Annotated in this window: 22 protein-coding genes; 12 read left to right on the forward strand and 10 right to left on the reverse strand. The window is 37.4% G+C overall.

The genetic code is table 11. The features are described 5' to 3' along the window. Nucleotides 1–2: 2 nt before the first annotated feature. Complete coding sequence (flgH, locus tag MRZ19_RS02725; RefSeq protein ID WP_291030083.1) at nucleotides 3–737, reverse strand: flagellar basal body L-ring protein FlgH; 735 nt, start codon at nucleotides 735–737, stop codon at nucleotides 3–5. 190 nt (nucleotides 738–927) lie between these two features. On the opposite strand from flgH, the gene MRZ19_RS02730 reads away from it, so the two are divergent. Further along, complete coding sequence (locus MRZ19_RS02730) at nucleotides 928–2,331, forward strand: DUF2972 domain-containing protein (protein WP_291030085.1); 1,404 nt, start codon at nucleotides 928–930, stop codon at nucleotides 2,329–2,331. Here the strand turns inward: MRZ19_RS02730 and lnt are convergent. After that, entirely contained in the window at nucleotides 2,318–3,715 is a 1,398-nt protein-coding gene (lnt, locus tag MRZ19_RS02735; protein ID WP_291030087.1) for an apolipoprotein N-acyltransferase, read from the reverse strand. The genes MRZ19_RS02730 and lnt overlap by 14 nt on opposite strands. Next, on the reverse strand, nucleotides 3,712–4,215 hold the full coding sequence (locus MRZ19_RS02740; RefSeq protein ID WP_291030089.1) for a YajQ family cyclic di-GMP-binding protein: 504 nt from the start codon (nucleotides 4,213–4,215) through the stop codon (nucleotides 3,712–3,714). The genes lnt and MRZ19_RS02740 overlap by 4 nt, the downstream gene beginning before the upstream one ends. Nucleotides 4,216–4,329: 114 nt before the next feature. On the opposite strand from MRZ19_RS02740, the gene MRZ19_RS02745 reads away from it, so the two are divergent. The 6 genes from MRZ19_RS02745 to fbaA all read left to right on the forward strand — a co-directional run bounded on the left by MRZ19_RS02745 (nucleotide 4,330) and on the right by fbaA (nucleotide 10,153). Then, nucleotides 4,330–4,881: a CvpA family protein gene (locus MRZ19_RS02745; RefSeq protein ID WP_291030091.1), complete on the forward strand. Its 552-nt coding sequence runs from the start codon at nucleotides 4,330–4,332 to the stop codon at nucleotides 4,879–4,881. Then, nucleotides 4,874–6,376 (forward strand): lysine--tRNA ligase, encoded by a 1,503-nt coding sequence (gene lysS / locus MRZ19_RS02750; protein ID WP_291030093.1) that lies wholly within the window; start codon nucleotides 4,874–4,876, stop codon nucleotides 6,374–6,376. The genes MRZ19_RS02745 and lysS overlap by 8 nt, the downstream gene beginning before the upstream one ends. Beyond that, complete coding sequence (locus MRZ19_RS02755; protein WP_291030095.1) at nucleotides 6,373–7,623, forward strand: serine hydroxymethyltransferase; 1,251 nt, start codon at nucleotides 6,373–6,375, stop codon at nucleotides 7,621–7,623. The genes lysS and MRZ19_RS02755 overlap by 4 nt, the downstream gene beginning before the upstream one ends. A gap of 12 nt (nucleotides 7,624–7,635) precedes the next feature. Next, nucleotides 7,636–8,181, forward strand: coding sequence for a DUF1882 domain-containing protein (locus MRZ19_RS02760; protein WP_291030097.1), 546 nt, complete (start codon nucleotides 7,636–7,638; stop codon nucleotides 8,179–8,181). A 10-nt stretch (nucleotides 8,182–8,191) separates the two neighbouring features. Further along, nucleotides 8,192–9,001: an SPOR domain-containing protein gene (locus tag MRZ19_RS02765; protein ID WP_291030099.1), complete on the forward strand. Its 810-nt coding sequence runs from the start codon at nucleotides 8,192–8,194 to the stop codon at nucleotides 8,999–9,001. An 87-nt stretch (nucleotides 9,002–9,088) separates the two neighbouring features. Continuing rightward, complete coding sequence (gene fbaA / locus MRZ19_RS02770; protein ID WP_291030101.1) at nucleotides 9,089–10,153, forward strand: class II fructose-bisphosphate aldolase; 1,065 nt, start codon at nucleotides 9,089–9,091, stop codon at nucleotides 10,151–10,153. 52 nt (nucleotides 10,154–10,205) lie between these two features. On the opposite strand, the gene MRZ19_RS02775 is transcribed toward fbaA, so the two are convergent. The 5 genes from MRZ19_RS02775 to zwf form a co-directional block, all read right to left on the reverse strand. After that, nucleotides 10,206–11,405 carry a sugar MFS transporter gene (locus MRZ19_RS02775; protein WP_291030103.1) on the reverse strand — a complete coding sequence of 400 codons (1,200 nt, stop codon included), beginning with the start codon at nucleotides 11,403–11,405 and terminating at the stop codon, nucleotides 10,206–10,208. A gap of 10 nt (nucleotides 11,406–11,415) precedes the next feature. After that, nucleotides 11,416–13,059, reverse strand: a complete 1,644-nt coding sequence (gene pgi / locus MRZ19_RS02780) for a glucose-6-phosphate isomerase (RefSeq protein ID WP_291030105.1) — start codon at nucleotides 13,057–13,059, stop codon at nucleotides 11,416–11,418. Then, nucleotides 13,059–14,054, reverse strand: a complete 996-nt coding sequence (locus tag MRZ19_RS02785; RefSeq protein WP_291030107.1) for a glucokinase — start codon at nucleotides 14,052–14,054, stop codon at nucleotides 13,059–13,061. Before MRZ19_RS02785 ends, pgi begins: the two co-directional genes overlap by 1 nt. Beyond that, complete coding sequence (pgl, locus tag MRZ19_RS02790) at nucleotides 14,035–14,712, reverse strand: 6-phosphogluconolactonase (protein ID WP_291030109.1); 678 nt, start codon at nucleotides 14,710–14,712, stop codon at nucleotides 14,035–14,037. The genes MRZ19_RS02785 and pgl overlap by 20 nt, the downstream gene beginning before the upstream one ends. A gap of 148 nt (nucleotides 14,713–14,860) precedes the next feature. Further along, complete coding sequence (zwf, locus tag MRZ19_RS02795; protein ID WP_320606507.1) at nucleotides 14,861–16,273, reverse strand: glucose-6-phosphate dehydrogenase; 1,413 nt, start codon at nucleotides 16,271–16,273, stop codon at nucleotides 14,861–14,863. 72 nt (nucleotides 16,274–16,345) lie between these two features. Here zwf and edd point away from each other — a divergent pair, with 72 nt between their 5' ends. From edd to MRZ19_RS02820, 5 genes are all read left to right on the forward strand, one after another. Continuing rightward, the gene (gene edd, locus MRZ19_RS02800; protein ID WP_291030111.1) at nucleotides 16,346–18,148 is read left to right on the forward strand and encodes a phosphogluconate dehydratase; all 1,803 of its coding nucleotides are present in this window, start codon (nucleotides 16,346–16,348) and stop codon (nucleotides 18,146–18,148) included. Nucleotides 18,149–18,180: 32 nt separating this feature from the next. Next, entirely contained in the window at nucleotides 18,181–18,804 is a 624-nt protein-coding gene (locus MRZ19_RS02805) for a bifunctional 4-hydroxy-2-oxoglutarate aldolase/2-dehydro-3-deoxy-phosphogluconate aldolase (protein ID WP_291030113.1), read from the forward strand. 175 nt (nucleotides 18,805–18,979) lie between these two features. After that, nucleotides 18,980–19,147: a hypothetical protein gene (locus MRZ19_RS02810; protein ID WP_291030115.1), complete on the forward strand. Its 168-nt coding sequence runs from the start codon at nucleotides 18,980–18,982 to the stop codon at nucleotides 19,145–19,147. A gap of 208 nt (nucleotides 19,148–19,355) precedes the next feature. Beyond that, a complete protein-coding gene (locus MRZ19_RS02815; RefSeq protein WP_291030117.1) occupies nucleotides 19,356–20,075 on the forward strand; it encodes a radical SAM protein in 720 nt (239 codons plus the stop codon). Between the two features lie 15 nt (nucleotides 20,076–20,090). Continuing rightward, complete coding sequence (locus MRZ19_RS02820; RefSeq protein ID WP_291030256.1) at nucleotides 20,091–20,369, forward strand: SPASM domain-containing protein; 279 nt, start codon at nucleotides 20,091–20,093, stop codon at nucleotides 20,367–20,369. Between the two features lie 8 nt (nucleotides 20,370–20,377). On the opposite strand, the gene MRZ19_RS02825 is transcribed toward MRZ19_RS02820, so the two are convergent. Together MRZ19_RS02825 and thiE are read right to left on the reverse strand one after the other, a co-directional pair. After that, on the reverse strand, nucleotides 20,378–21,541 hold the full coding sequence (locus MRZ19_RS02825; protein ID WP_291030119.1) for a replication-associated recombination protein A: 1,164 nt from the start codon (nucleotides 21,539–21,541) through the stop codon (nucleotides 20,378–20,380). A gap of 128 nt (nucleotides 21,542–21,669) precedes the next feature. Continuing rightward, on the reverse strand, nucleotides 21,670–22,302 hold the full coding sequence (thiE, locus tag MRZ19_RS02830; protein ID WP_291030121.1) for a thiamine phosphate synthase: 633 nt from the start codon (nucleotides 22,300–22,302) through the stop codon (nucleotides 21,670–21,672). Between the last annotated feature and the right edge of the window lie 35 nt (nucleotides 22,303–22,337).

Consider the following 22,337-nt stretch of genomic DNA (forward strand, 5'->3'; position numbering starts at 1 on the left):
CTTTAAAAAGGCCAGATGGATTCAACAAGTTTTGTCCCCCAGCCTTTTTCTGTGTTGCGCTTTAGTTCCCCTTGTGTGTCATACATAATCTTTGCATCAGCAATAAAGCGCGATTCAATGGTGTTATCGCGGGCAATATCATTAGGGCGCACAACACCGCTTAAATGGATGATTTGTTTCTCTCCGTTAATGAGCACTTCGCGGCTTCCTTCAATGAAATAGTTTCCGTTTTGGAGCACTTTAATAATGCGTGCTGCAATGGTTGTGGAGAATGTTTCTTGGCGGTTTTGTGAGCCTGAGCCTTGGAATGTGGAAGTATTTTGTCCTGTGGTAATTCCAAAGCCAGTGAGATTGTTTAGCTTATTAGCAAGGTTGCTAATGCTTTGACTTGGTCCGCCAAATGTAATTCCTGGTCCTGTGAGTGTTGCGCTTGAAGTTTCATTGAGATTTTTATTTGCACTTGAAGTTGCTTGCGCGGTTTGGTTAATGATTACGGTGACTAAATCGTTTAATTGCATAGCGCGACGGTCTGAAAAGAGCAAGTTATCGCCCTGCCCAAAGATACTTCCGGGGTTTCCAAAGTTGTCTTCTTCTTCCCTAGGGGGCAGCTCTTCAACATAGGCTGGTGGTTTAAAAGAGATTTGTGGATCTGTGGTGGCGCAGGCGGTAAAGAAGGTTACCATTGCTAGAGTAGAAAACACGATAAACAGAGTATTTTGGGGTTTTAGATTTTCCATTATGATTCCTTTAGCACATCCTTGTGCAAATTTTATAGAGGCTTTAAGCAAAGAGTATTCCAAAATGAAAAATTTAAAAAAGTTGGAATCTAAATTCCTAGAAATGATTGAAAAAACTTTCTGTAAAAGAGATATAAATTAAAATAAGGTAAAATTGTAGAGTTTTTGCGTGTTTTTAAGGAAATAACAAATGGAAAATCGTTTTGAACTTCTTTATAAAAAATTAAAAGATATTGTTGATGTTGGGCGTTTTAGCCCTGCAATGATTAAAGTGATGCTTGATAATTTAGAGTTTATGTCTGCTTGGTTGGAATCTAAAACATTTAAAAAGCGTTATGCAAAGCTTCCTTATCCACCGCTTATTAATCCTAAAGATTTAGATTATACGCAACTCCATCCTTCGTGTGCTTGGGATTTAAATTTACCACTTCCTTATGTGGATATTGTGTTTTTAAGAAGTCACGCAAGCGGAGCAACAGGAATGAATGTGTTTTTACAAAAATGCGGTGGGATACAGATTTATTGTGAGAATTTCTATGGTTTAGATGCGCGTGGAGTTTATATGGATGTGTATTTAAAAATCCTAGAAGCTAGGAAAAAGATGCAAGCAAGTAGTCGGGGGGGGGGGGATAAATTTATCTTTTTAGTCGTCTCTGATTATGCATTTGAAGGGGATTATAAAAAATATTTTGCATTAATGCCAAATGTGCCAGCGATGAATTTAGTAAGAGATCCCATTTTGATTCTTACAAGCCTTTTAAACTATAAAAGACAGAGAGATTTTAGGGAAATTTTCACGCTAGCGTGCAATCCTTTTGCGATTTTAGAAAATCGTGTGGGATATGGCTTTTATACGGATATTAAGCCTATGCCTAGCTTGGAATCCCTGCCGTTTTGGTGCTTTGATAAAATGATGTGTTTTCACGATGCTTTAATGCTTAAAGATTGCGTGCAGTTGCGTGATGTGTATTATTTGGATATGCAAGAGATTATTGGAAAAAATGCGCATAAGGCTTTTATAAAACTTGCGCGGTATTTTGGATTAGAGATTCCACAAGATTGTGATGAGAGGTTTTTTGAGCGGAGGATTGCGGATTTTGAGTTTTTATTACCCCTTCATATTTATGCGCATTCAAGCGATATAGAGAAATTGCGCTATGGATTTAGCAATGATTTAGACGCTTTGCAATTAGAGGGTGGAGTTACGGTAAGTATTAGAACTTGCTATGCTTTAGAGAACGATGAAGAGAATGTGGATATTACGCATTTGTTTTTTGAAGAAGCCATAGAGCCTATTATCATTACGATTCCTTTAAAAGATTATGAACGCTTTTTAAAAGAGGCGCAATTAAGGCAGGTTGTTGGTGAGTATATGCAAATCTTTGTGAAAGAAGTTTTTGCAAAAAGAGATAGAGAAATTGCAAAAAGGATTGCTCCAAAAACCTTGCTAGAGTATTTTCAAACAAATGCGTTTATGCATCAAGCCTTTAAGGAAGCAACAGAGAGATATTTAGAAGTGTTGCGCGTAAAAAGTCCTAAAATTATAGAATCCTGGGTGTATTATAAGGAGTTTTTAGCACTTAAGGCAGTGTGAAGTCTTTTGAAGCGTTGCTAGAGTGGTAGATTGTGGTGTTGTGGTTTTTGGAAAAATAGAGCATTAGAAGTTTTTGTAAGGTGGGTTCAATGCTTGGCGCAAACCACGCATTGTTACTAATGGCAATAAGGTTGCTAGGGGAGTTTGTGTAAAATTCATCTCTTGTTGCTTCATAGCAAATAGCAATTTGGAAGCGTTGGTTTTTAATCCACGCAAAATTTGGCGTTTTAAAATCCTGCGTAATAAAGTCTTCTGCGCCATCAAAAAACATTTTGTTTATCCGCTTTGCTAGAAAATCTGGCAAAGGAATTTTCTCGCCAAAAGGCACTAAAATTTGCTTGTGAAAGACTTGCATTTCTCCATTTTCAAACAAATACGCGCTGTTAAAAAAGCGTGGTTTTTCTTGTGTGGAATCTTGAAAAATTGCTCCGGTTAAAATTGCGATTCCTTTGCTATATTCTTTTAATTTTTCTATTAGTGTTGGTTCTAAGTTTAAGCTAAGGGGAAAGGCGGTTTCTGGCAAAACAACAAGATCATAGCCTGCGTTTTTAGCGTCTAAAATTGCGTCAAAATTTTGTGTAAGAATGCTTGGCATTTGACTTATTTGCCAGCGTTCATCTTGAGGGATTTCAAAGCGTGTGGTTTTGATTTTTAGTGATATTATGTTAGAATCTTTTTTGATTTCTGCATTGTGTGGGAGTAAAAGAGTAAAAGCACAAAGCCAAATTAAGCTTGTTTTGTAGAGTTTTTTAGCCAAAAGTGCGCTTAAAATAATTATCGCACAAAGAAGCAAAAAAAGCGTGAATTTAGAAGGGAAAAAGTAGCTTTTAGTTAAAACAGATTCCATAATTAACCAATTGAAGCCAAAGGGGTGGATAAAGCTTGATAAAGTCAGTAAAATCAGGCGATAAAAGGGATTTGAAAAAAAGCAAAAGAGATAAAAAAGCGCGCCATACACTGCAAAAAACACAATCCAAACAAGTGGAATGAAATACGACAAATCATAAAATCTAAAGCTAAAGCCCACCCAATAAAACCATAAAATTCCTAGCATTCCTCCACAGATAAACGCTCCTAAGCGCGAAAGTTTAAGATATAAAAAGAATCCAAAAATCGCAAAAAGTGTGGAGTAAAGCGGGAGGTTTTTATTGCCTAAGAAATGCTCTAAATAAATAAACGCACTTAAACAAACTGCGCATAAAATGCCTGCTAGGATTCCATAGAGCCTATTTGTTAGCACTTCTTGGCTTAAAATTGCTCTAAAAAAATCCTTTTTCATTTTTAAGCTTGCTTGTATTTTGGATTCCAACTTTTGATTTATGGAATCTTTTTTGCGCTTGGATTGCGTAATTTTAAGGTTTATGGAGATGCGTTTTGCACTCACGCAAAGTTTCCAAAACTTAATGCAACTTCTAATTCCATTTTGCGCAAATGCGCAATAACTTTTTGTAGCTCATCAATATCCTTTGCTTTAACGCGGATTTCATTGCCTTGGATTTGTGTGCTGACTTTAAATTTTTCATTTTTGATTGCCGTATTGATTGCCTTTGCGTTTTTGTCATCTAGGGTGTCGTTGAGTTTATAGGTGATTTTGGTGTTGCCACCACTTGCGGATTCTTCTTTTAGCTCTTTTAGGACTTTTAAGGAGAGATTGCGTTTAATAAGTTTGGAATCCAAAATGTCTTTGATTGCCTTTGCCTTGTTAGTGCTTGTGGCTAAAATGCTTAGAATTTTGTCTTTTTCATTGAAGTTTAGCTCTTTTGCTTTGTCGTCTTTAAAGTCAAAGCGGTTGTCAATCTCTTTTTTTGCTTGTTCTAGTGCGTTTTTAAACTTTTGAAGATCTACTTTTGCCGAAATGTCAAAACTATGCTCTTTTGCTGCCATTTTTATCCTTTTTCTAAAAAATCTAAAACTATGCGTAAAACATTGTAGCATAAATTTTTATTTTATTTTGGTTTGTGTAAAATAAGCTTTCATTTATTTTTTATAAGGTGCGTGATGGATTTTAGTTGGTTTGATGGTATTGTTGGAATCTTAATTTTACTGCTTGCGATACGCGGTGTGATGAATGGGTTTATTCGGGAGTTTTTCGGACTAGCTGGAATTGTTGGTGGTGTGTATGTGGCTTCTGTGTATAGCGGAAGTGTTGGGGTTTGGATTAGCGCAAATGTGTATGCGTTTAAGAATCCTTCTGCAATGACATTAATTGGGTTTTTGGTGCTGCTTGTTGTGATTTGGGTGAGTGCGCTGCTGATTGCTGAAGTGCTACAAAAATTGGTGCGCTTAAGCGCATTAAGTGCTGTTGATCGTTTATTTGGCTTTGTTTTTGGAGCTTTGAAAGTTTTTGTGATTTTTTCTATCATTATTGCAGCACTTACAAATGTCCAATTTGTTAGAAGTTTTATTGAAAGCAAAACGCAAAATAGCTATTTGTATCCGATGTTAAAAAGCACGGGGGAGGCGATTATTAAGCTTGATTTTGTGCAAGATGCAAAGCCTGTGTTAGAAAATTTAGATAAAGTGGAGATTTTAGGAAGTGGCAATGTTTGAAAATGATATGTATGTGGCAGGACGGATTGCAAAGGCTGATGCACTGCGTGAAATAGGAATTAATCCTTATGGTAATGGAATCATAAAAGAGAGTAGCACACAAGAGTTTTTGCAAGCTTTTAAGGGTGTGCAAGATCTGCAAGAGAGAAAAGACACTACTAAAAGCGCGCAAGTTGCGGGGAGAATTAAGTTTATTCGTTTAATGGGCAAGGCTGCGTTTATTAAGATTGAGGATTATAGCGGTGTGTTGCAAGTGTATCTTTCTAAAAATGAGTTAGATGAAAATTTTGAAGTGTTTAAAAAATACATTGAAGTGGGCGATATTGTGGTAGCAAGGGGCTTTCCTTTTGTTACTAAAACAGGAGAGTTAAGCCTGCACGCTTTGGAATTTAAGATTCTAACTAAAGCCATTTCACCCTTGCCTGAGAAGTTTCACGGATTAGTGGATATTGAGTTGCGCTATCGCCAAAGGTATTTGGATTTAATTATGAATAGCAAGGTGCGTGATAGCTTTATTTTGCGCTCGCGCATTGTGTCTTGTGTGCGTAAATTCTTTGAATCTAAGGAATTTTTAGAAGTAGAAACGCCGATGATGCACCCCATTCCCGGTGGTGCTAATGCCAAGCCCTTTGTAACCTATCACAATGCCTTAAATGTAGAACGCTATCTTAGAATTGCTCCAGAGCTTTATTTAAAAAGACTGATTGTTGGGGGCTTTGAAGCGGTTTTTGAAATTAATCGCAATTTTAGAAATGAAGGAATGGATCACTCGCATAATCCGGAATTTACGATGATTGAATTTTACTGGGCGTATAAGGACTATAAGGATTTAATTGCGCTAACTAAAGAGTTGTTTTATTATTTGTTAGAAATGCTAGATTTACCCAAGCAATTAGAATTTAATGGTAAAAGCATTGATTTTGGCGCATTTAGGGAGATTAGCTATGAAGATGCGCTTGTAGAGATTGGCGGAATCCCTAGAGATGTGGCGATAGATGAGAATGCGCTGTATGAATATTTGCTAAAAAACAATGTAAAGTTGGAATCCAAAATGGAGCTAGGCAGACTACAAAGTGAAGCATTTGACGCATTTGTAGAAGAAAAGTTAATTAATCCTACATTCATTACAGATTTCCCTATTGCCATTAGTCCGCTTGCAAGGCGCAATGATACAAATCCTTGCATTGCAGATAGGTTTGAGTTATTTATTGGCGGAAGTGAGATTGCAAATGGTTTTAGTGAGTTAAATGATCCCCTAGATCAACTAGAGCGTTTCAAGGCGCAAGTTGCAGCAAAGGAGGCAGGAGATGAAGAAGCACAATATATGGACGAGGATTATATCACCGCTCTTTCTTATGGTATGCCGCCAACTGCTGGGGAAGGAATAGGGATTGATAGGCTTGTAATGCTTTTAACTGGCAGCACAAGCATTAAAGATGTGATTTTATTCCCCGCTTTAAAGCCACAGAAAAAAGAAATAAAGGACGAAAAATGAGCTATGTTTTACAACAGACGGATTCTAAGATTTTAGAGTTGATTAACCAAGAATTAGAGCGTCAAAATACGCATTTAGAGATGATTGCAAGTGAGAATTTTACCTTTCCTAGCGTGATGGAGGCAATGGGAAGTGTTTTAACAAACAAATACGCTGAAGGTTATCCCTATAAGCGTTATTATGGGGGTTGTGAGTTTGTAGATAAGATTGAAGAAATTGCAATTGAGAGAGCAAAAGAGCTTTTTGGTTGTGCCTTTGCAAATGTTCAGCCACACTCAGGCAGTCAAGCAAATGCAGCGGTGTATTCCGCACTTTTAAAGCCTTATGATAAGATTTTAGGAATGGATTTAAGCCACGGCGGGCATTTGACACACGGCGCGAAGGTTAGCATTACAGGGCAAATGTATCAAAGCTTTTTTTATGGTGTGGAGCTTGATGGATTCATTAATTATGATAAAGTTGCTGAAATTGCAAAAGTGGTGAAGCCAAATTTAATCGTGTGTGGGTTTAGCGCGTATTCAAGAGTGCTAGATTTTGCTAGGTTTAGGGAGATTGCTAATAGTGTGGGGGCAATTTTAATGGCAGATGTAGCACACATTGCAGGGCTTGTGGTAGCAGGAGAGTATGCAAATCCTTTCCCCTATGCAGATGTGGTTACAACAACAACGCATAAAACACTAAGGGGTCCTAGGGGTGGACTTGTTTTAACAAACAATGAAGACTATGCTAAGAAAATTGATAAAGCGGTGTTTCCGGGTATGCAAGGCGGACCACTAATGCATATTATTGCTGGCAAGGCGGTAGGCTTTGGAGAGAATCTTAAGCCTTCTTGGAAGGAATACGCAAAGCAAGTTAAGACAAATGCGAAGGTTTTAGCAAGTGTTTTAATGCAAAGGGGATATAAAATTGTAAGTGATGGCACAGATAATCATTTAGTGCTATTGTCTTTGCTAGATAAAGAATTTAGCGGAAAAGACGCAGATTTAGCACTTGGGAATGCAGGCATCACTATCAATAAGAACACAGTTCCCGGAGAAACAAGGAGTCCTTTTGTTACAAGCGGTGTTAGAATTGGTTCTCCCGCACTAACGGCTAGGGGCTTTAAGGAGAAGGAATTTGACATTGTGGCAAATAAAATTGCTGATGTTTTAGATGATATTCAAAACACGCAAAAACAAGAGAAAATAAAAATGGAATTAAAGGAACTTGCGCTACAATTCCCAGTTTATAACAAAGCAATTTTCTAAAGGAGTGATGCGGTGGTAACTGATATGGATTTGAAATTAATCAAAATGATTACTTCGCATTATTGGATTAAAGAGTCTGGATTAGGAACAAAGATTCAACATAATGGGAGAATCTTTTATGATAAATTCAAAAGAGTAGATGAGTCTATTAGTAGAAATCTGTTGCAAAGCCACTTTAAAAAAGAAATTACCATTGCTCACTCGCTAATTAACGCACAAGATAAGGTGGAAAATATTGTATTTGATTACAATGGATTTAACGCAGAGCGCTTTTGGCATAGGGCGCAGTTATTATTGCGTGAAGAAGGGTTTATTAATTTCACAGCCTATGCAACAAAAACACCCGGGCATTTACATTTGTATGTGCATAAGGGACACACGACTTTTCAAGAGGCTTGCCAATTAGCAAAAATGCTTGGTGCGAAGCTTGCGCAAAAAATGCCAACAGAATGGAAAATGTTTCCTTCTTTGGATATTCCGCGTAGTTTTAACATTTTAGCGATTCCGTATGAAGTGTATCAAAAGGAACGCGGTGCATCTTGGTCAAGACATATGTAAAGGAGAGAAAATGACAGAATTAGAGCCAAAAAAAGAGCAAAGAGAATTAGAATTAGATGATTTATTGATTAGCAGTGCTGATGATACTGATGAAGCGAAGAGTGGTGGCGGTAAGAAAATTGTATTGTTAAGTGCTATTGGTGTGCTGTTATTTGCTGTTGTGATTTTGGTGGTGTATATGCTTCAAAATGATTCCAAGAAAGAAGAGGTGCAAATGGAGGTGCAAAAGCCATTAGAGCGTGTTGAGCAGCAAATTCCAAATACACAGATGTCAAATGCACAAACTAATGATTTTGGTCAAGAGCCAATTCAAGGAGGTGGAAATGCTGATGATCAATTCCAAAGAATTATTGAACAAATTAAAGCAGAACAAGCAAAACAAAATGCCCAAAACCTTCCAAGTGTGCCAGAGTCAAATACGGAATCCAAAATGGAATCTAAACAAGATCCAAAGCCCACAGAGCCGCTAAAACCTGTAACTCCGCCACAAATAACAAAACCGCAAACACCAAAGGTAGAATCCCCTAAGCAAAATCCAGCTGATTCTTTTAAAGATGTGAAGGTAAGTGATCCGGCGTTACAGGGAAGTGAAGCAACAAAAGGTTTTTATGTGCAGGTGGGTTCTTTTAATAAGTTTTCACCAAATAAGGAATTATTGAGCTTGATTGAATCAAGTAAATTAAGTTATCGTATGCAAAAATCTGGAGACAATAATCGTCTATTAATCGGACCTTTTGCAACAAGACAGGAAGCGCAGAGTAGATTAAGCGAAATCCGTGAAAAAATCAATAAAGATTCCTTTATTAAAGAAGTTAAATAGTTTATATCTTTTTGACTTCTTTTGGTTTAGAATTGTAAAAGTTTTAATGATAGGTTTATATTAATTTGTATTTAAAGGAGTTATTTAATGGGTGTTTTAAATTTAGTTCAACCTGGAGTTGTTAGTGGCGATAAACTCAATCTTATCTATGAATATGCTAAAAATGAGGGTTTTGCTATCCCTGCGGTTAATGTTGTTAATACAAGCTCCATCAATGCAGTTTTAGAAAGTGCGAAGAGGGTGAATTCTCCTGTTATCCTTCAATTTTCTAATGGGGGAGCTAAATTTTATGCGGGTAAGACTTGTCCTAATGGAGAGGTTTTAGGTGCCATTAGTGGTGCGCAACATACGCATCTATTGGCTAAATCTTATGGTGTGCCTGTGATTTTACATACAGATCATGCTGCTAGAAAGCTTTTACCTTGGATTGATGCCTTAATTTTAGCCAATGCTGAATTTAAGCAAAAAAATGGGCAGGCTTTATTTAGTTCTCATATGTTGGATTTGAGTGAAGAGGATTTAGAAGGTAATCTAAGCACTTGTGAGGAATATCTTAAGAAGTTGGATGCCTTAAACATTTGCCTTGAATTAGAGTTGGGTTGCACGGGAGGAGAGGAAGATGGTGTGGATAATACAAATATTGACAATGCCAGACTTTATACTCAACCTGAAGATGTTGCCCTTGCTTATGAGAGATTAACTAAGATTAGTGATAAATTTTCCATAGCAGCAAGCTTTGGTAATGTTCATGGGGTTTATAAGCTCGGAAATGTGAGTCTTCAACCTGAGATTCTTAAAAATTCTCAATGTTTTGTTAAGGAAAAATTTAGACTTTCTAAAGACAAGCCCATTAATTTTGTTTTTCACGGTGGCAGTGGCAGTGAGTTAGCTGATATTAGGGAGGCAGTGAGTTATGGAGTTATCAAAATGAATATTGACACCGATACGCAGTGGGCATTTTGGGATGGAGTGCGTAGATATGAGGTAGAAAATAGCGCTTATTTGCAAGGGCAAATTGGTAATCCTGAAGGCGAAGATAAGCCAAATAAAAAATATTATGATCCAAGAGTGTGGTTAAGAGCAGGTGAGGAAAATATGATAAAAAGATTAGAGCTTGCATTCGAACATTTAAATTGTGTGAATAGAAACTAGATTAAGAAGATGCCAAAAATGAAAAATCATTTTTGGCATATTATCCCAAAAGTTATCTTGGTTGATAGCCTTTGAGTGCGAAAAATAAGATATAGAAATAGCATAGCAAAGGTATAACATAAGATAATAATAAAGTGGAATAATCAGCTACTAATCCTTGTATCGGAGGAATGATTGCTCCACCTACGATTGCCATACAAATAAGACCAGAGGCTTGACTGGTGAATTTACCAAGATTTTTAGTTGCCAAAGAAAAGATAGTTGGGAACATAATTGAGTTAAAAAATCCCACAGCAATTAATGCAACCATCGCCACCTTGCCACCAACTAAAACAGCTAAAATAATGAGTAGAGAGCTTATAATCGCATTAAAGGCTAAACATTTATTGGGTGCAATTTTAGTCATTAAGGCACTACCAATGAAGCGTCCAACCATAGCTCCTCCCCAATAAAATGCTATGTATTTAGCACCAGAAACATGGTCAATTTGTGCCACTTGTTCCATCGTTAAAATCAAAAACGAACCTATGGATACTTCTGCGCCCACATAAAAGAAAATTCCAGCAGCACCTAAAACTAAATGTGGATATTGGAACATACTCACTCTACCATCTTGATTTTCATTACTGATTCGTTCAGCTTTTTCGCGCACATCAGGCAATTTTAAGAGATATACTACCACAGCTAAAATGATTAAGACTCCAGCTATTCCAAGATAGGGCAGTTGCACTGATTCTGCTTCTTGCGCCTTGCTAACATAAGACGCTGTGTCTGAGAGTATAAACATAGCTCCAAAAAGTGGACCTAGTGTTGTCCCTAAAGAGTTAAAAGCTTGCACTAAGGTTAAAGCAGATGCTTCTTTGCCGGGTGCTAATAGGGTTACAAAAGGATTTCCAGCTGTTTGGAGTAAAACAACACCACTAGCTAGAACAAATAGTGCTCCAAGAAAAATAGGATATGAAGCTGTGGAGGCTGCAGGATAAAATAAAATACATCCTAAAGCTGTTAAAATAAAGCCACCTATAACCCCCAAAGGATAACCAATTTTTTCCAAGAGTTTTCCAAAAAAGCCACCAGTAATAAAATATGCCCCAAAAAAGCAAAATTGTATCAACGCCGCCTCAAAATAATTTAAGTCAAAGATGATCTTTAAATGTGGTATCAAGATATCATTTAATACCGTAATAAACCCCATTGCAAAAAACAAAGCCGTTAGGGTTACCAATGCGAAATTGCTGGATTTTGTTTGCATTTTTCTTCCTTTAAATTGAATTAAATCGTTTATAGATTTGGATTAAATTTGTTGTAGAGCTGTCGTGTTCTTGTCTTTCTCCTCCTTTCAATTCTGTTAAAATTGTGCCTGCTAATTCTTTTCCTAGCTCCACTCCCCACTGATCAAAGCTATTAACATCCCATAGCACACCTTGCACAAAGATTTTATGCTCATAAAGTGCTACTAGTGAGCCTATGCTTTTTGGGTTAATTGTGTCTAGCAAAAGAATATTGCTAGGTCTATTGCCTGAAAAGACTCTATGCACAGCTAGCTTGTCAATTTCTTCTTCTGTGAAGCCTTGTTTTCGCATTTGCTCCTTTACTTCTTCAAGACTTCTGCCCTGCATAAAGGCTTCAGCTTGCGCAAACACATTGCTTAGTAAAATATCGTGGTGCTCGGCAAAATGTCCTTTTCTACTTAAAGAAGCTATCAAATCAATAGGGCTTAGATGCGTCCCTTGATGGAGAAGCTGAAAAAAGGCGTGTTGAGCGTTAATGCCAGTATCTCCCCAAATGATAGGACCTGTATCGTAATCCACTCCAATGCCACTTTTAGTGATTTGTTTTCCATTGCTTTCCATATCAAGTTGCTGTATAAACTTTGGAAAATAACGCAACAAAGAATCATAAGGAGCTATGATATGTGAGCCAGCATCAAAAAAATTGATATACCAAATTCCAATAAGAGCCATTAAAATGGGTATATTGCTTTCAAAAGGTTGGGTGCGAAAGTGTGTATCCATTACAAAAGCACCTTCAAGTAAAGTGGTAAAATTTTCCTTGCCAAGATAAATGATGATTGCTAAACCTATTGCAGACCATAAGCTATAACGACCTCCAACCCAGTTCCAAAATTCAAACATATTATCCACATCAATACCAAATTCCCTTACTGCTTCTTTGTTTGTAGAAACAGCCACAAAGTGTTTAGCAATATGCGCTTCATCAAGGGCGTGGCGCAAAAACCATTTTCTAGCACTAAGAGCATTTGTGAGTGTTTCTTGTGTAGAAAAAGTTTTTGAGGCTACAATAAAAAGTGTACTTTCTGGATGTACTTTTGAGAGCACACTTTCTAATTGGATTCCATCTACATTGGAAACAAAATGCATATTTAAGCGAGGATGTCCAAAGTTTTTCAACGCTTTGCATACCATTAAAGCACCCAAATCAGATCCCCCTATGCCGATATTAACCACATCTGTAATGACTTGATGGGTGTAGCCAAGCCAAGAACCAACTCTTAGGGCATCGGAAAAATTTTCCATTTTTGTTAGCACTTCTCTAATGCTAGGCATAATATCAACGTCATCAATTTTAACAGGGGAATTTCTCTCTCTATTCCTTAGTGCTGTGTGTAAGACGGCTCTATTTTCTGTGGTGTTAATCTTATTGCCTTCAAACATAGCATCAATTTTTTCTTTTAGTTTGCATTCATTAGCTAATGCAAAAAGCAATCTTAAAGTCTCATCATCTAAACGATTTTTAGAATAATCCAGTTTCAAGTCCCCATTTTGCAGAAAATACCGCTGTCCTCTATTTTTATCCTCTCTAAACCAAGCACGCATATGCTTATTTTTAACTAATTCAAAATGTTGCTTTAGGGCTTTGTAGGAATTTAATTGTGTTAAGCCCATTATCTAACTCCTAGTTCTATGAGGTGATTTTCTAAAGCCACTCCTACCCCATAAATACCGGAATATTTAGCTAAAACCACATAAACAGGAATAGCGGCTAAATAGGCATCAAACCTGCCCTTGTCTTCAAAGCGGGTTCTAAAGGGTGAAGTTTTAAAATAATTAATAAAGCGAGGAATAATTCCTCCGCATAAATATACCCCACCTCTAGCCCCTAAGGTTAAAGCTAAATCTGATGAAACTGTGCCAAGCATAGCGCAGAATATATCAAGGGTAAGCCTACAAAGTGGAGATTTGCCACTTAAGGCATGTTCGCTGATGAGTTCTGGGCTTAACTTTTGGTTATTAATGCCTTCCCTGTGTGCTAGAGCTTCGTAGATTAAAACTAATCCAGATCCACTTAAAAAACGCTCGGCTGATACATGTCCATATTTTTTCTTTGCATATTGCCAAATCACTACTTCAGTATCATCAAAAGGTGCAAAACTCACATGTCCGCCTTCGCCAGCTAAGGCGACATGGCTATTCTCATTGTAAGGGATGAGTCCGCTTACTCCAAGTCCCGTTCCTGGACCCAAAACTGCTTTTGGAGCATCTAAATCACAAGAGTGTCCTCCAACTTGCATTAATTCTTTGGGGGACATTTTTGATACAGCATAGGCTTGTGCGGTAAAGTCATTGATGAGAAGAAGAACATCTAAATTGAGGGCTTGTCTTGTGGTTTCTATAGAAAAAGCCCAATGATGATTTGTCATTTGTACCCAATCTCCAACCACAGGATTAGCAATAGCAAAAGCACCAAATTTAATGGACGGATTATTGACTTTATTGAGATAACTCTTAACAGCATCAACAACGGTGTTGTAGTCATTGCAAGATAACACCTCTATGTGTTCAACTTTGTTGGCTTCTGTTTGAAGAGCAAAGCGTGCATTAGTGCCACCAATATCAGCTAAAATGCGTGGGTAGGAATTTTTATTTTGAGAAATAGACATCGCAATTTACCTCTTTAGAATGGAGTATATAAGAAATAGGAAGATTAATATTGATATTTTTTGCTGCTTCATTAAAAATTTGCTTTTTTTCATCACCGATGATAAGCAAAAAAAGTTTATCGCATTTTTGTAAAGCAGAGAGAGACATAGATAGCCTTTTGTGTGGGGCATTTTGTGGCTCAATAAAAACTATATTTTGTTCTGTGGTTAAGGATTCTTTAAAATCTAAAGCATTGGGAAACAAGGAGGCTGTATGTCCATCGTTTCCCATACCAAGAATAGCTAAATTAGGTTGTTTATAAGTGTGATTGGCTTCCTTGAGTATAACATCAATAGGGGAAAGTGAGTTAAAAAAAGGAGTGAAATTAGCAACTTTTGCTGAGTTTTGTAAAAAATAATTTTTAATAACACCAGCATTACTATCGGGATGGTGTGATTCAACCAATCTTTCATCTACTAAAGAGATGTTACATTTTTGCCATTCACATTCAAAAGTGCTGAGAATTTTTAAAAAATCTAAAGGGGATTTTCCTCCAGAAAACGCAATGTTAATAGAATCTTTTTGCTTAAGTTCTTTTTGAATGGAGTTAATTACAGCTTGAGCTAGAGCTGTGCTAACCTGCGTTGTATTTTTAAATTCGTAAAGTTGAAACGCCATATTACTATTGAACCCTACCTTACTTTTATGTGTTGTGTCTATCTAAGAATTATATCTGTAAATTCTTAAGACAAGGAGTAACGATAGGTAAAATTTTAGAAATTTAAGACATAAGTGTTTTAGTATTGCTCATTTAGGCTGATCAAAGTTAAGGATTGTGCCATTCATAACCGGATTGTTGAATTAATTTATCAGCTTCTTTTGGACCAAAACTTCCCGCAGGATAGTTATACAAAGGGGTTTTGTCTGTATTCCAATTTTGTAAGATGGGTTCTACCCAAGCCCAAGCCGCTTCAAGCTCTTCTTTATGGTTAAAAGAAGCTTGATTTCCTTCAATCACATCTAAAATCAGTTTCTCATAGGGTTGCATACTTTCTTCATTGAGCTTTAAGTGGAGAGTTTTTTCTTCGCTTTGGGTCGTGTTTCCGCTTTTTTTGATATTTAAACTTAAGTTTAATTTATGTTCAGGTTGTAGGTGTATGATTAGTCTATTGGCATAATTGTCTTTCTTGTTTTTAAAGTGAAATACGAGTTGGACGAAAGAGTGCGCCATTCTTTTGCCTGTTCTAAGGTAAAAGGGTACTCCAAGCCAATTTTTATCTAAAAGCTCTGCCCTTAGAGCTACAAAGCTCTCTGTTGTGCTATTTTTTCTTACCTTTTCTTCTTCTAAATAGCCTTTAAGTCCAGCATTTGCGCTGTATTGTGCTCTTACTACTTGTGTGGCTATGTCTTCATCGTTTAGCGGTTTAAGCTTTTTAAAAAGTTCTAGCTTTGCTTTTCTTAGTTGTTCAGCGTTTAAGATTGGAGGTAATTGCATTGTGATAAGTGAGAAAATTTGTAACATATGATTTTGTAGCATATCGCGTAAAGCTCCGGCATTATCATAAAATTCACCTCTGCCTTCAACTCCTAGAGTTTCAAAAACGCTAAGTTCAACACAGGCGATATGCTCTTTGCTCCAAAGCCCAGCTAAAAGAGGATTTGAAGTTCTTAGTGTGAGTAAATTTTGCACACTTTCTTTGCCTAGATAATGATCTATTCTATAAATTTGATTTTCATTATAAAAGTCCATTAAGGATGTATTAATGTCTTTACAAGATTGCAAATCAACGCCCAAAGGCTTTTCTAAAATGATTTTTACAGCTTCTTTATTAAGCCCTACAAGAGCTAAATTTTTACAAGCTGTGATAAAAAATTCAGGCGAAATGGAGAAATAAATCACTATGTTTTGTGCGTTTAAAGCTATGTTTTGGCGGAGCATAGAAAAGTCGTCAGCCTTATTTAAATTAATACTTAAATAGCTAATGTGTTGCACAAAGCTTTGCCATTTTTCTTCATCTAAATGCTTAATGTGAAATTTAGAATTGGCATTAAGTTTTTCTAGGAATTCCTGTGTGCTAAGAGCTGTTCTGCTTGTTGCTATGATTCCTTTAAGCGCATTAAAATAACCATCCACATAGGCTTGATAGAGTGCGGGGAAAATCTTCCGCATTGCTAAGTCTCCTGTGGCACCAAATAGAATAAAAGTGAAACCTTGTATGATATTTCCTTTAGAAGTGATTTTATGTCTTAGTTTGAAATTTTAGGGGAAATTATAGCATAATTCTAAACTCTTGCGAATTAAAGGATAAAAATGGTTACAAAAAAATTAAAACAAATTACAGATACAATAATAGAGCGCAGCAAAGATACTCGCCAAGCCTACCTTGAACGCTTGACTCATTATAAAAAAAAGATAAAGCGACAAGATTTAGGTTGTGCGAATTTGGCGCACGCTTATGCAAGCATTCCAAAGCATATCAAGGAGAGTTTAAGCGCAAATGAGGTTTTGAATTTTGCTATCCTTTCTTCTTATAATGATATGCTCTCAGCCCACCAACCTTTTAAGCATTATCCCGATCTCATCAAACAAGAGTTATTTAAGCATCAAGCCTTAGCGCAGTTTGCGGGTGGGACGCCTGCTATGTGTGATGGTATCACTCAAGGGTATGAAGGTATGGAGCTAAGTTTGTTTTCTAGGGATGTGATTGCTATGAGTGTTGCAATAGCATTGTCGCATAATGTTTTTGATGGGGCGTTTTATCTTGGGGTTTGTGATAAAATCGTGCCCGGACTTTTGATAGGGGCTTTGAGTTTTGGATATTTGCCAAGTATTTTTGTGCCTTCAGGTCCTATGACTAGCGGGCTTTCCAATGATGAAAAATCAAAAACGCGCCAACTCTTTGCAGAGGGTAAAATTTCACGCGACAAGTTGCTTGAAAGTGAGATGCGCTCTTACCACGATGTAGGCACTTGCACCTTCTATGGTACGGCAAATTCTAATCAAATGATGATGGAATTTATGGGCTTGCATCTTCCAAATTCTGCTTTTATCAATCCTAACACACCTTTAAGAGAGGCTTTAGTTAAAGAAGCTGCTAGGCATATGGTAAGTCAAAAAGTGAAGCCCTTAGGTGAGTTGCTTAGTGAGAAAAATATTATTAATGCTATGGTTGGGCTTATGGCAACGGGGGGTTCTACCAATCACACCATCCATTTAATCGCCATCGCTAGGGCTGCTGGAATCCTTATTAATTGGGATGATTTTGATGCGATTTCTAGTGTGATTCCGCTTTTAGCTAGGGTTTATCCTAATGGCAAGGCGGATGTGAATCAGTTTGAGGCAGCAGGTGGTTTAGCCTTTGTGATAAGTGAGCTTTTAAAAGAAGGCTTGCTACATAATGATGTGGATACGATTATGGGGGAGGGGATGGACTTTTATACACGGAATCCTTTTTTGCTTGATGGCAAAATTGTGTATCAAAAAGGCGTGGAGCAAAGCAAGGAAGAGAGCATATTGCGCGGCGTGAAGCAGCCTTTTTCTTGTGATGGGGGGCTTAAAATTTTGCGTGGAAATATGGGTAGGGCGGTGATTAAAATTTCTGCTGTCAAAGAGGAGCATAGAGTGATTAAAGCTCCTGCTATGGTTTTTCACTCCCAGCAAGAGCTTTTGGAGCGTTTTGAAAATAAGCAGTTACAAAAAGATTTTGTTGCAATTTTGCCTTATCAAGGAGCTAGAGCTAATGGTATGCCAGAACTCCATAAGCTTACCCCCGTACTTGGTAGCTTACAAGATCAAGGTTTTAAGGTAGCTTTGGTAACAGATGGTAGAATGTCAGGAGCATCAGGAAAAATTCCAGCAGCCATTCATACTAGCCCAGAAGCTTTGCTAGGTGGCAATATTGCTAAGGTTAGAGATGGGGATATGATAATTTTAGATGCTCAAAATGGTATTTTGCAAGCTTTAGTGGAGGAAAAGGAGTGGGAGAATAGAGAGAGTGTGTATGCTGTTGATGCAGAGATTTTTGGCTGTGGCAGGGAGCTTTTTGCAGCTTTAAGAGCGCAAAGCTCAAGTGCTGAAACAGGAGCAATGAGCTTTGGAGGATATTTTAAATAAAGCTTAAGAAAATTTAAATATTAAGGATAAGAATGCAAGCGATAGATATTTTACAGATTAATAAAATCATACCTGTGATTACGATTTATGATTTAAAAACAAGTGTGGATTTAGCTAGGGCTCTGGTAGCTGGTGGTATAGAAATTTTAGAAATTACTCTAAGAACCAAAGATGCACTTGAAGCGATACGCCTTATAGCAAATGAAGTGCCAAATGTCGTTGTGGGGGCTGGCACGGTGCTAAATGCTAAAATGCTTGAAGAAGCCAAGAAGGCAGGAGCTAAGTTTGCTATTAGCCCCGGGCTAAATGCTATCTTTGCAAAAGAGGCTAAGGAGGTGGATTTACCACTAATTCCCGGCGTGGCGACGGCTAGTGAGTTAATGCTAGCATTAGAATTTGACTTTAGGGCTTTAAAGTTTTTTCCTGCGCAAAGTGCTGGGGGCGTCGATTTGCTAAAGTCCCTTGCCGCGCCATTTCCTAGCGTTAAATTTTGTCCAACGGGGGGAATAAACTTAGAGAATATGCAGACATATTTGGGGCTTGAAAATGTGCTGTGTGTAGGTGGTTCTTGGCTTAGTCCTAAGGATTTAGTGCTAGCAAAACAATGGGATAGCATTAGTCAGTTAGCTAGAGAGAGTCTTGTCAAAGCACTTTAATTATTGGAAGTGCGGTTAGGTAGTTAGAATGTTATTGGCGATGGAATCCATTGTTTGACTGCATAAGAAATTTGCTTATGGAGAGTAGAATATGTTACAATCTATGGACGCAACCATCCTAAAGCCTCAGCGGTGGATGCGTGAAATTATGTTAAATCATTTTAAAAGGAAGGTAATGCAGCAGTTAAGTTTTATTAAGTTTAAAACCTCTATTAAAGCAGAGGATTATCTCATATTAAGGGAGATTTTACAAGAAGATGTAGAGATTGCATTTGTTAGTGATTTTTATAGTGTAGATTTTTTTAATTACTTATACAGGTGCGGGGGGGGGGGATTATTGTAGCTTTTAACATAGATTTAGCTGATTTAGAGATTGAGTCTATAAAAAAGTCATTTTAGCACAAGAAAATAGTTATTTTGCCTTCCGTAATCCTTATGAAAAAATTAAGGATTCCATCTTTTTTAAGCTTGTAAGCTTAGATAATTTCTCGCGTTATGCCACAGAATATGCTTATAAAAATCAAATTTTAGAAAAACATTTGCGCAACGCAATGCACTCTAGGTGGGATAGTGTTTATAAAACGCAATTTTTTGAGGATAGGAGATTGTATAATCTTTCAATGCAGTGGAATGTGGTGAAAGACTCTTATTTTAAATATCCGCGTGAAATTTGGATTGCATTATTAAATACTTGTAATACAAATTGTTTGTTTTGTCCTTGGTTTGGCTTTAGTCTAAGCAAAACGCTGCGCAATGATTACTTTAAAACAGATAAAAAAATTGCGACTGCACAAGTTGAAAACATCTTGCAATATGCAGGTAAGGCTAGGGCTAAATGCATTTTTTCAGGTCCGGGAGATCCGCTTTTAGATGAACGCTTAGGAAACTTTGTAAAGCACGCAAAAGAATATGGGGTTTCATCTGTGGAGATTGCCACAAATGGAGTTTTATTAACGCCAAAGAAATTTTTAGAGTTAGTTATATCTGGGGTGGATTCTTGGGTGATTAGTGTGTTGTTTACAAAAGAAACTTATGAGAGATGTGAAGAGGGATTTTTTGAAGTTTTTAAACAAAATTTAATAGAAATTGCTAAACTGATTGAAAGCTTAAAACCATCGCTATCAATACATTTTGCTATTATGTATGAAGAGCATAGGATGGTAGAAATGCTTGTGTTTTGGAATCGTATTGTAAGTTTATCTCATCGTATCAAAGTAACTTCTAGTTGTTGTACAGGCTGTGCAGGAGCAAATGGAGAATATGTTGATTAGACGAATACTGCTGCGATTAGAGCGGCACAGCAAAGGCATTCTTGTAGCGCACCTTTTGGAAGCCTTTATGTTTTTCCAAGTGGAGATGTTGCGCATTGTGAGCACCAAAGGGGCTATTTGGGCAGAGAAGATGTTGAGAAATTTTGTTTAGGGAATGTGTATGAACAGGATTTAGAAGAAATATGGAATGGAATAGCGCACAAGCGTTTTTGTCAAGCGCATCAAAATATGGATTTTATGCAGCAAGAAACTGCTCTTTGTCATTCTTGTATTGCGTGGTGGAATGAAGTTTGAAGGGGAAATTAGTGTATCCCTTTAATTTTATCCAACCATTCCTTAAGGGTTTTTTCAAAGCCCTTTGGAAGCCATTTGACAAATTTTAAATCCCTATTTAAATAGCCTTGCTCTACATAGCCGCCAAAGTCGTGTGGGTAGAGATAACCTTTGTGAAAGTGCTTAATGTGGGGTGGAATCTCTTCATTGGGGTGCTTTTCTACATAATCTAGGGCTGTGTTGATGGCTAGATACGCACAATTTGACTTAGGGCTAGCACAAAGGTAAATCACGCATTGGCTAAGGATGATCCTAGCTTCTGGATAGCCGATTTTTGCAACGCTTTGCATTGTGGAGTTTGCTAAGTTTAGGGCGTTTGGGTTTGCATTGCCAATGTCTTCGCTTGCTAAAATCACAAGTCTTCTTGCAATGAATTCTGGATTCTCTCCCCCTTGAATGAGTCTTGCAAGGTAATAAATTGCTGCATTTTCATCACTCCCGCGGATGCTTTTAAGCATTGCTGAGATTAAATCATAATGCGCATCTAGCTCGCTAGTGCCGCTTGGTGCAGTTTTGCGCAAAGATTTTAACAGCTCCACATTTAGCGGTAATTGCGTGCTTTGTGCGCAATCTAGTAAGTTTAGCATTGCTCTTGCATCGCCACCACTAGTTTGGATAAGAAAATTTTGCACTTCTTCATTGAGTGCAAATGGCTTTAAAATCTGCTCTAGCTCCTTTGTGTTTAAGGGCTTAAATGCAAACACCATAGAGCGCGAACGGATTGCTTGTGTGAGTGCAAAATAGGGATTTTCCGTAGAAGCTCCTAGGATTAAAGCGGTGTGATTTTCCATAATAGGAAGTAACATTTCTTGCTGGGTTTTACTAAGCCTATGCACTTCATCAATGAAAATTAAGGGTTTTTGTAAAGTGTTATGGTGTGCTGTTAAAATCTTACGCAAATCTTCGGATTTAAAATTTGTCGCATTGAGTGCATAAAAAGGGGAATCCATAGTCTTAGCAATGAGCATTGCTGCGCTTGTTTTGCCACTTCCTGGTGGTCCAAAGAAAAAGGAATGCGGAATCTTTTTTGTCAAAATTAATCGCATAAAGGGTGCATTTTCTCCAAAAAGATGTGTTTGTCCGATGAATTGCTGAAAGTTTTTAGGTCTTTTGTTGTATGCTAAATCTTGCATTTTCATTCTTTTAAGGATAGGTATGACAAAGTTTGTTCCTTTATTGCTTGGGATTTTCGCTGCATTTATGGTGCTTTTTATGATGTATGGTGTGGGAAATCCGATTTTTTAAAATGATTTTAGAGTGTCTAAGTGCATTTTTCTCTTCTCCAAGCCTGCATTAAATTTTTAACATTTTGCGTGATGTCTCCTTGCCAAATGCTACGAATGCACGCTACCATTTGCGCATCTTTAATGCGTGCAATATTATCTTTTTGGATTCCGCCTATGGCACATATTGGGAGTCCTAGACTTTGGGCTTGCGTGAAAATATCTAGGGAAATTGTTTTAGCATTGGGTTTTGTGTGTGAGGGGAAGCAAGCTCCAAAAGCAATGTAATCTGCTCCAGCAAGGGCAGCATTTTTTGCTAGGTTTAAATCTCCGTAGCAAGAAACGCCTAGGATTCCATTAAATTTAGAGCGAATTTTTTTGAGCTCATCTTTGCTATAAGGTGTATTGTCTTCCTTTTTGCCAATGTGCAATCCTTGCGCTTGTAGAGAGATGGCAAGATCTATGCGATCGTTTAAGAGGAAGGAGATATTGTGTTTTTGACAAAGCTGCATTAAAGGCGTGCATAAGGAAGCTAAGGCGGAATCTTGCGTGTTTTTATCGCGCAGTTGAAAAAGTGTGATTCCGCCTTTTATGGCTTGTATGAGTGCATTTTCTAGGGTTGGGTAGGGGGTTAGTGTTGTATCGCTGATAGCATAGATTCCGCATAGCATTTTGCTAAATCCTAATCAAAAATATTTTAAAATTC

The organism is Helicobacter sp. (assembly GCF_022770205.1).
In the GTDB taxonomy this organism is placed as follows: Bacteria; Campylobacterota; Campylobacteria; order Campylobacterales; family Helicobacteraceae; genus Helicobacter_D.

What these genes read in the sequence shown, in the direction of transcription:
- MRZ19_RS02745 (WP_291030091.1), top strand. Translation starts at nt 4,330, where the DNA reads ATGGATTTTAGTTGGTTTGATGGTATTGTTGGAATCTTAATTTTACTG.
- edd (WP_291030111.1), top strand. Translation starts at nt 16,346, where the DNA reads ATGGTTACAAAAAAATTAAAACAAATTACAGATACAATAATAGAGCGC.
- MRZ19_RS02775 (WP_291030103.1), bottom strand. Translation starts at nt 11,405, where the DNA reads ATGCAAACAAAATCCAGCAATTTCGCATTGGTAACCCTAACGGCTTTG.
- MRZ19_RS02730 (WP_291030085.1), top strand. Translation starts at nt 928, where the DNA reads ATGGAAAATCGTTTTGAACTTCTTTATAAAAAATTAAAAGATATTGTT.
- MRZ19_RS02755 (WP_291030095.1), top strand. Translation starts at nt 6,373, where the DNA reads ATGAGCTATGTTTTACAACAGACGGATTCTAAGATTTTAGAGTTGATT.
- MRZ19_RS02815 (WP_291030117.1), top strand. Translation starts at nt 19,356, where the DNA reads ATGCACTCTAGGTGGGATAGTGTTTATAAAACGCAATTTTTTGAGGAT.
- MRZ19_RS02805 (WP_291030113.1), top strand. Translation starts at nt 18,181, where the DNA reads ATGCAAGCGATAGATATTTTACAGATTAATAAAATCATACCTGTGATT.
- lysS (WP_291030093.1), top strand. Translation starts at nt 4,874, where the DNA reads ATGTTTGAAAATGATATGTATGTGGCAGGACGGATTGCAAAGGCTGAT.
- flgH (WP_291030083.1), bottom strand. Translation starts at nt 737, where the DNA reads ATGGAAAATCTAAAACCCCAAAATACTCTGTTTATCGTGTTTTCTACT.
- MRZ19_RS02785 (WP_291030107.1), bottom strand. Translation starts at nt 14,054, where the DNA reads ATGTCTATTTCTCAAAATAAAAATTCCTACCCACGCATTTTAGCTGAT.
- MRZ19_RS02825 (WP_291030119.1), bottom strand. Translation starts at nt 21,541, where the DNA reads ATGCAAGATTTAGCATACAACAAAAGACCTAAAAACTTTCAGCAATTC.
- pgi (WP_291030105.1), bottom strand. Translation starts at nt 13,059, where the DNA reads ATGGGCTTAACACAATTAAATTCCTACAAAGCCCTAAAGCAACATTTT.
- MRZ19_RS02765 (WP_291030099.1), top strand. Translation starts at nt 8,192, where the DNA reads ATGACAGAATTAGAGCCAAAAAAAGAGCAAAGAGAATTAGAATTAGAT.
- MRZ19_RS02810 (WP_291030115.1), top strand. Translation starts at nt 18,980, where the DNA reads ATGCAGCAGTTAAGTTTTATTAAGTTTAAAACCTCTATTAAAGCAGAG.
- pgl (WP_291030109.1), bottom strand. Translation starts at nt 14,712, where the DNA reads ATGGCGTTTCAACTTTACGAATTTAAAAATACAACGCAGGTTAGCACA.
- fbaA (WP_291030101.1), top strand. Translation starts at nt 9,089, where the DNA reads ATGGGTGTTTTAAATTTAGTTCAACCTGGAGTTGTTAGTGGCGATAAA.
- thiE (WP_291030121.1), bottom strand. Translation starts at nt 22,302, where the DNA reads ATGCTATGCGGAATCTATGCTATCAGCGATACAACACTAACCCCCTAC.
- MRZ19_RS02740 (WP_291030089.1), bottom strand. Translation starts at nt 4,215, where the DNA reads ATGGCAGCAAAAGAGCATAGTTTTGACATTTCGGCAAAAGTAGATCTT.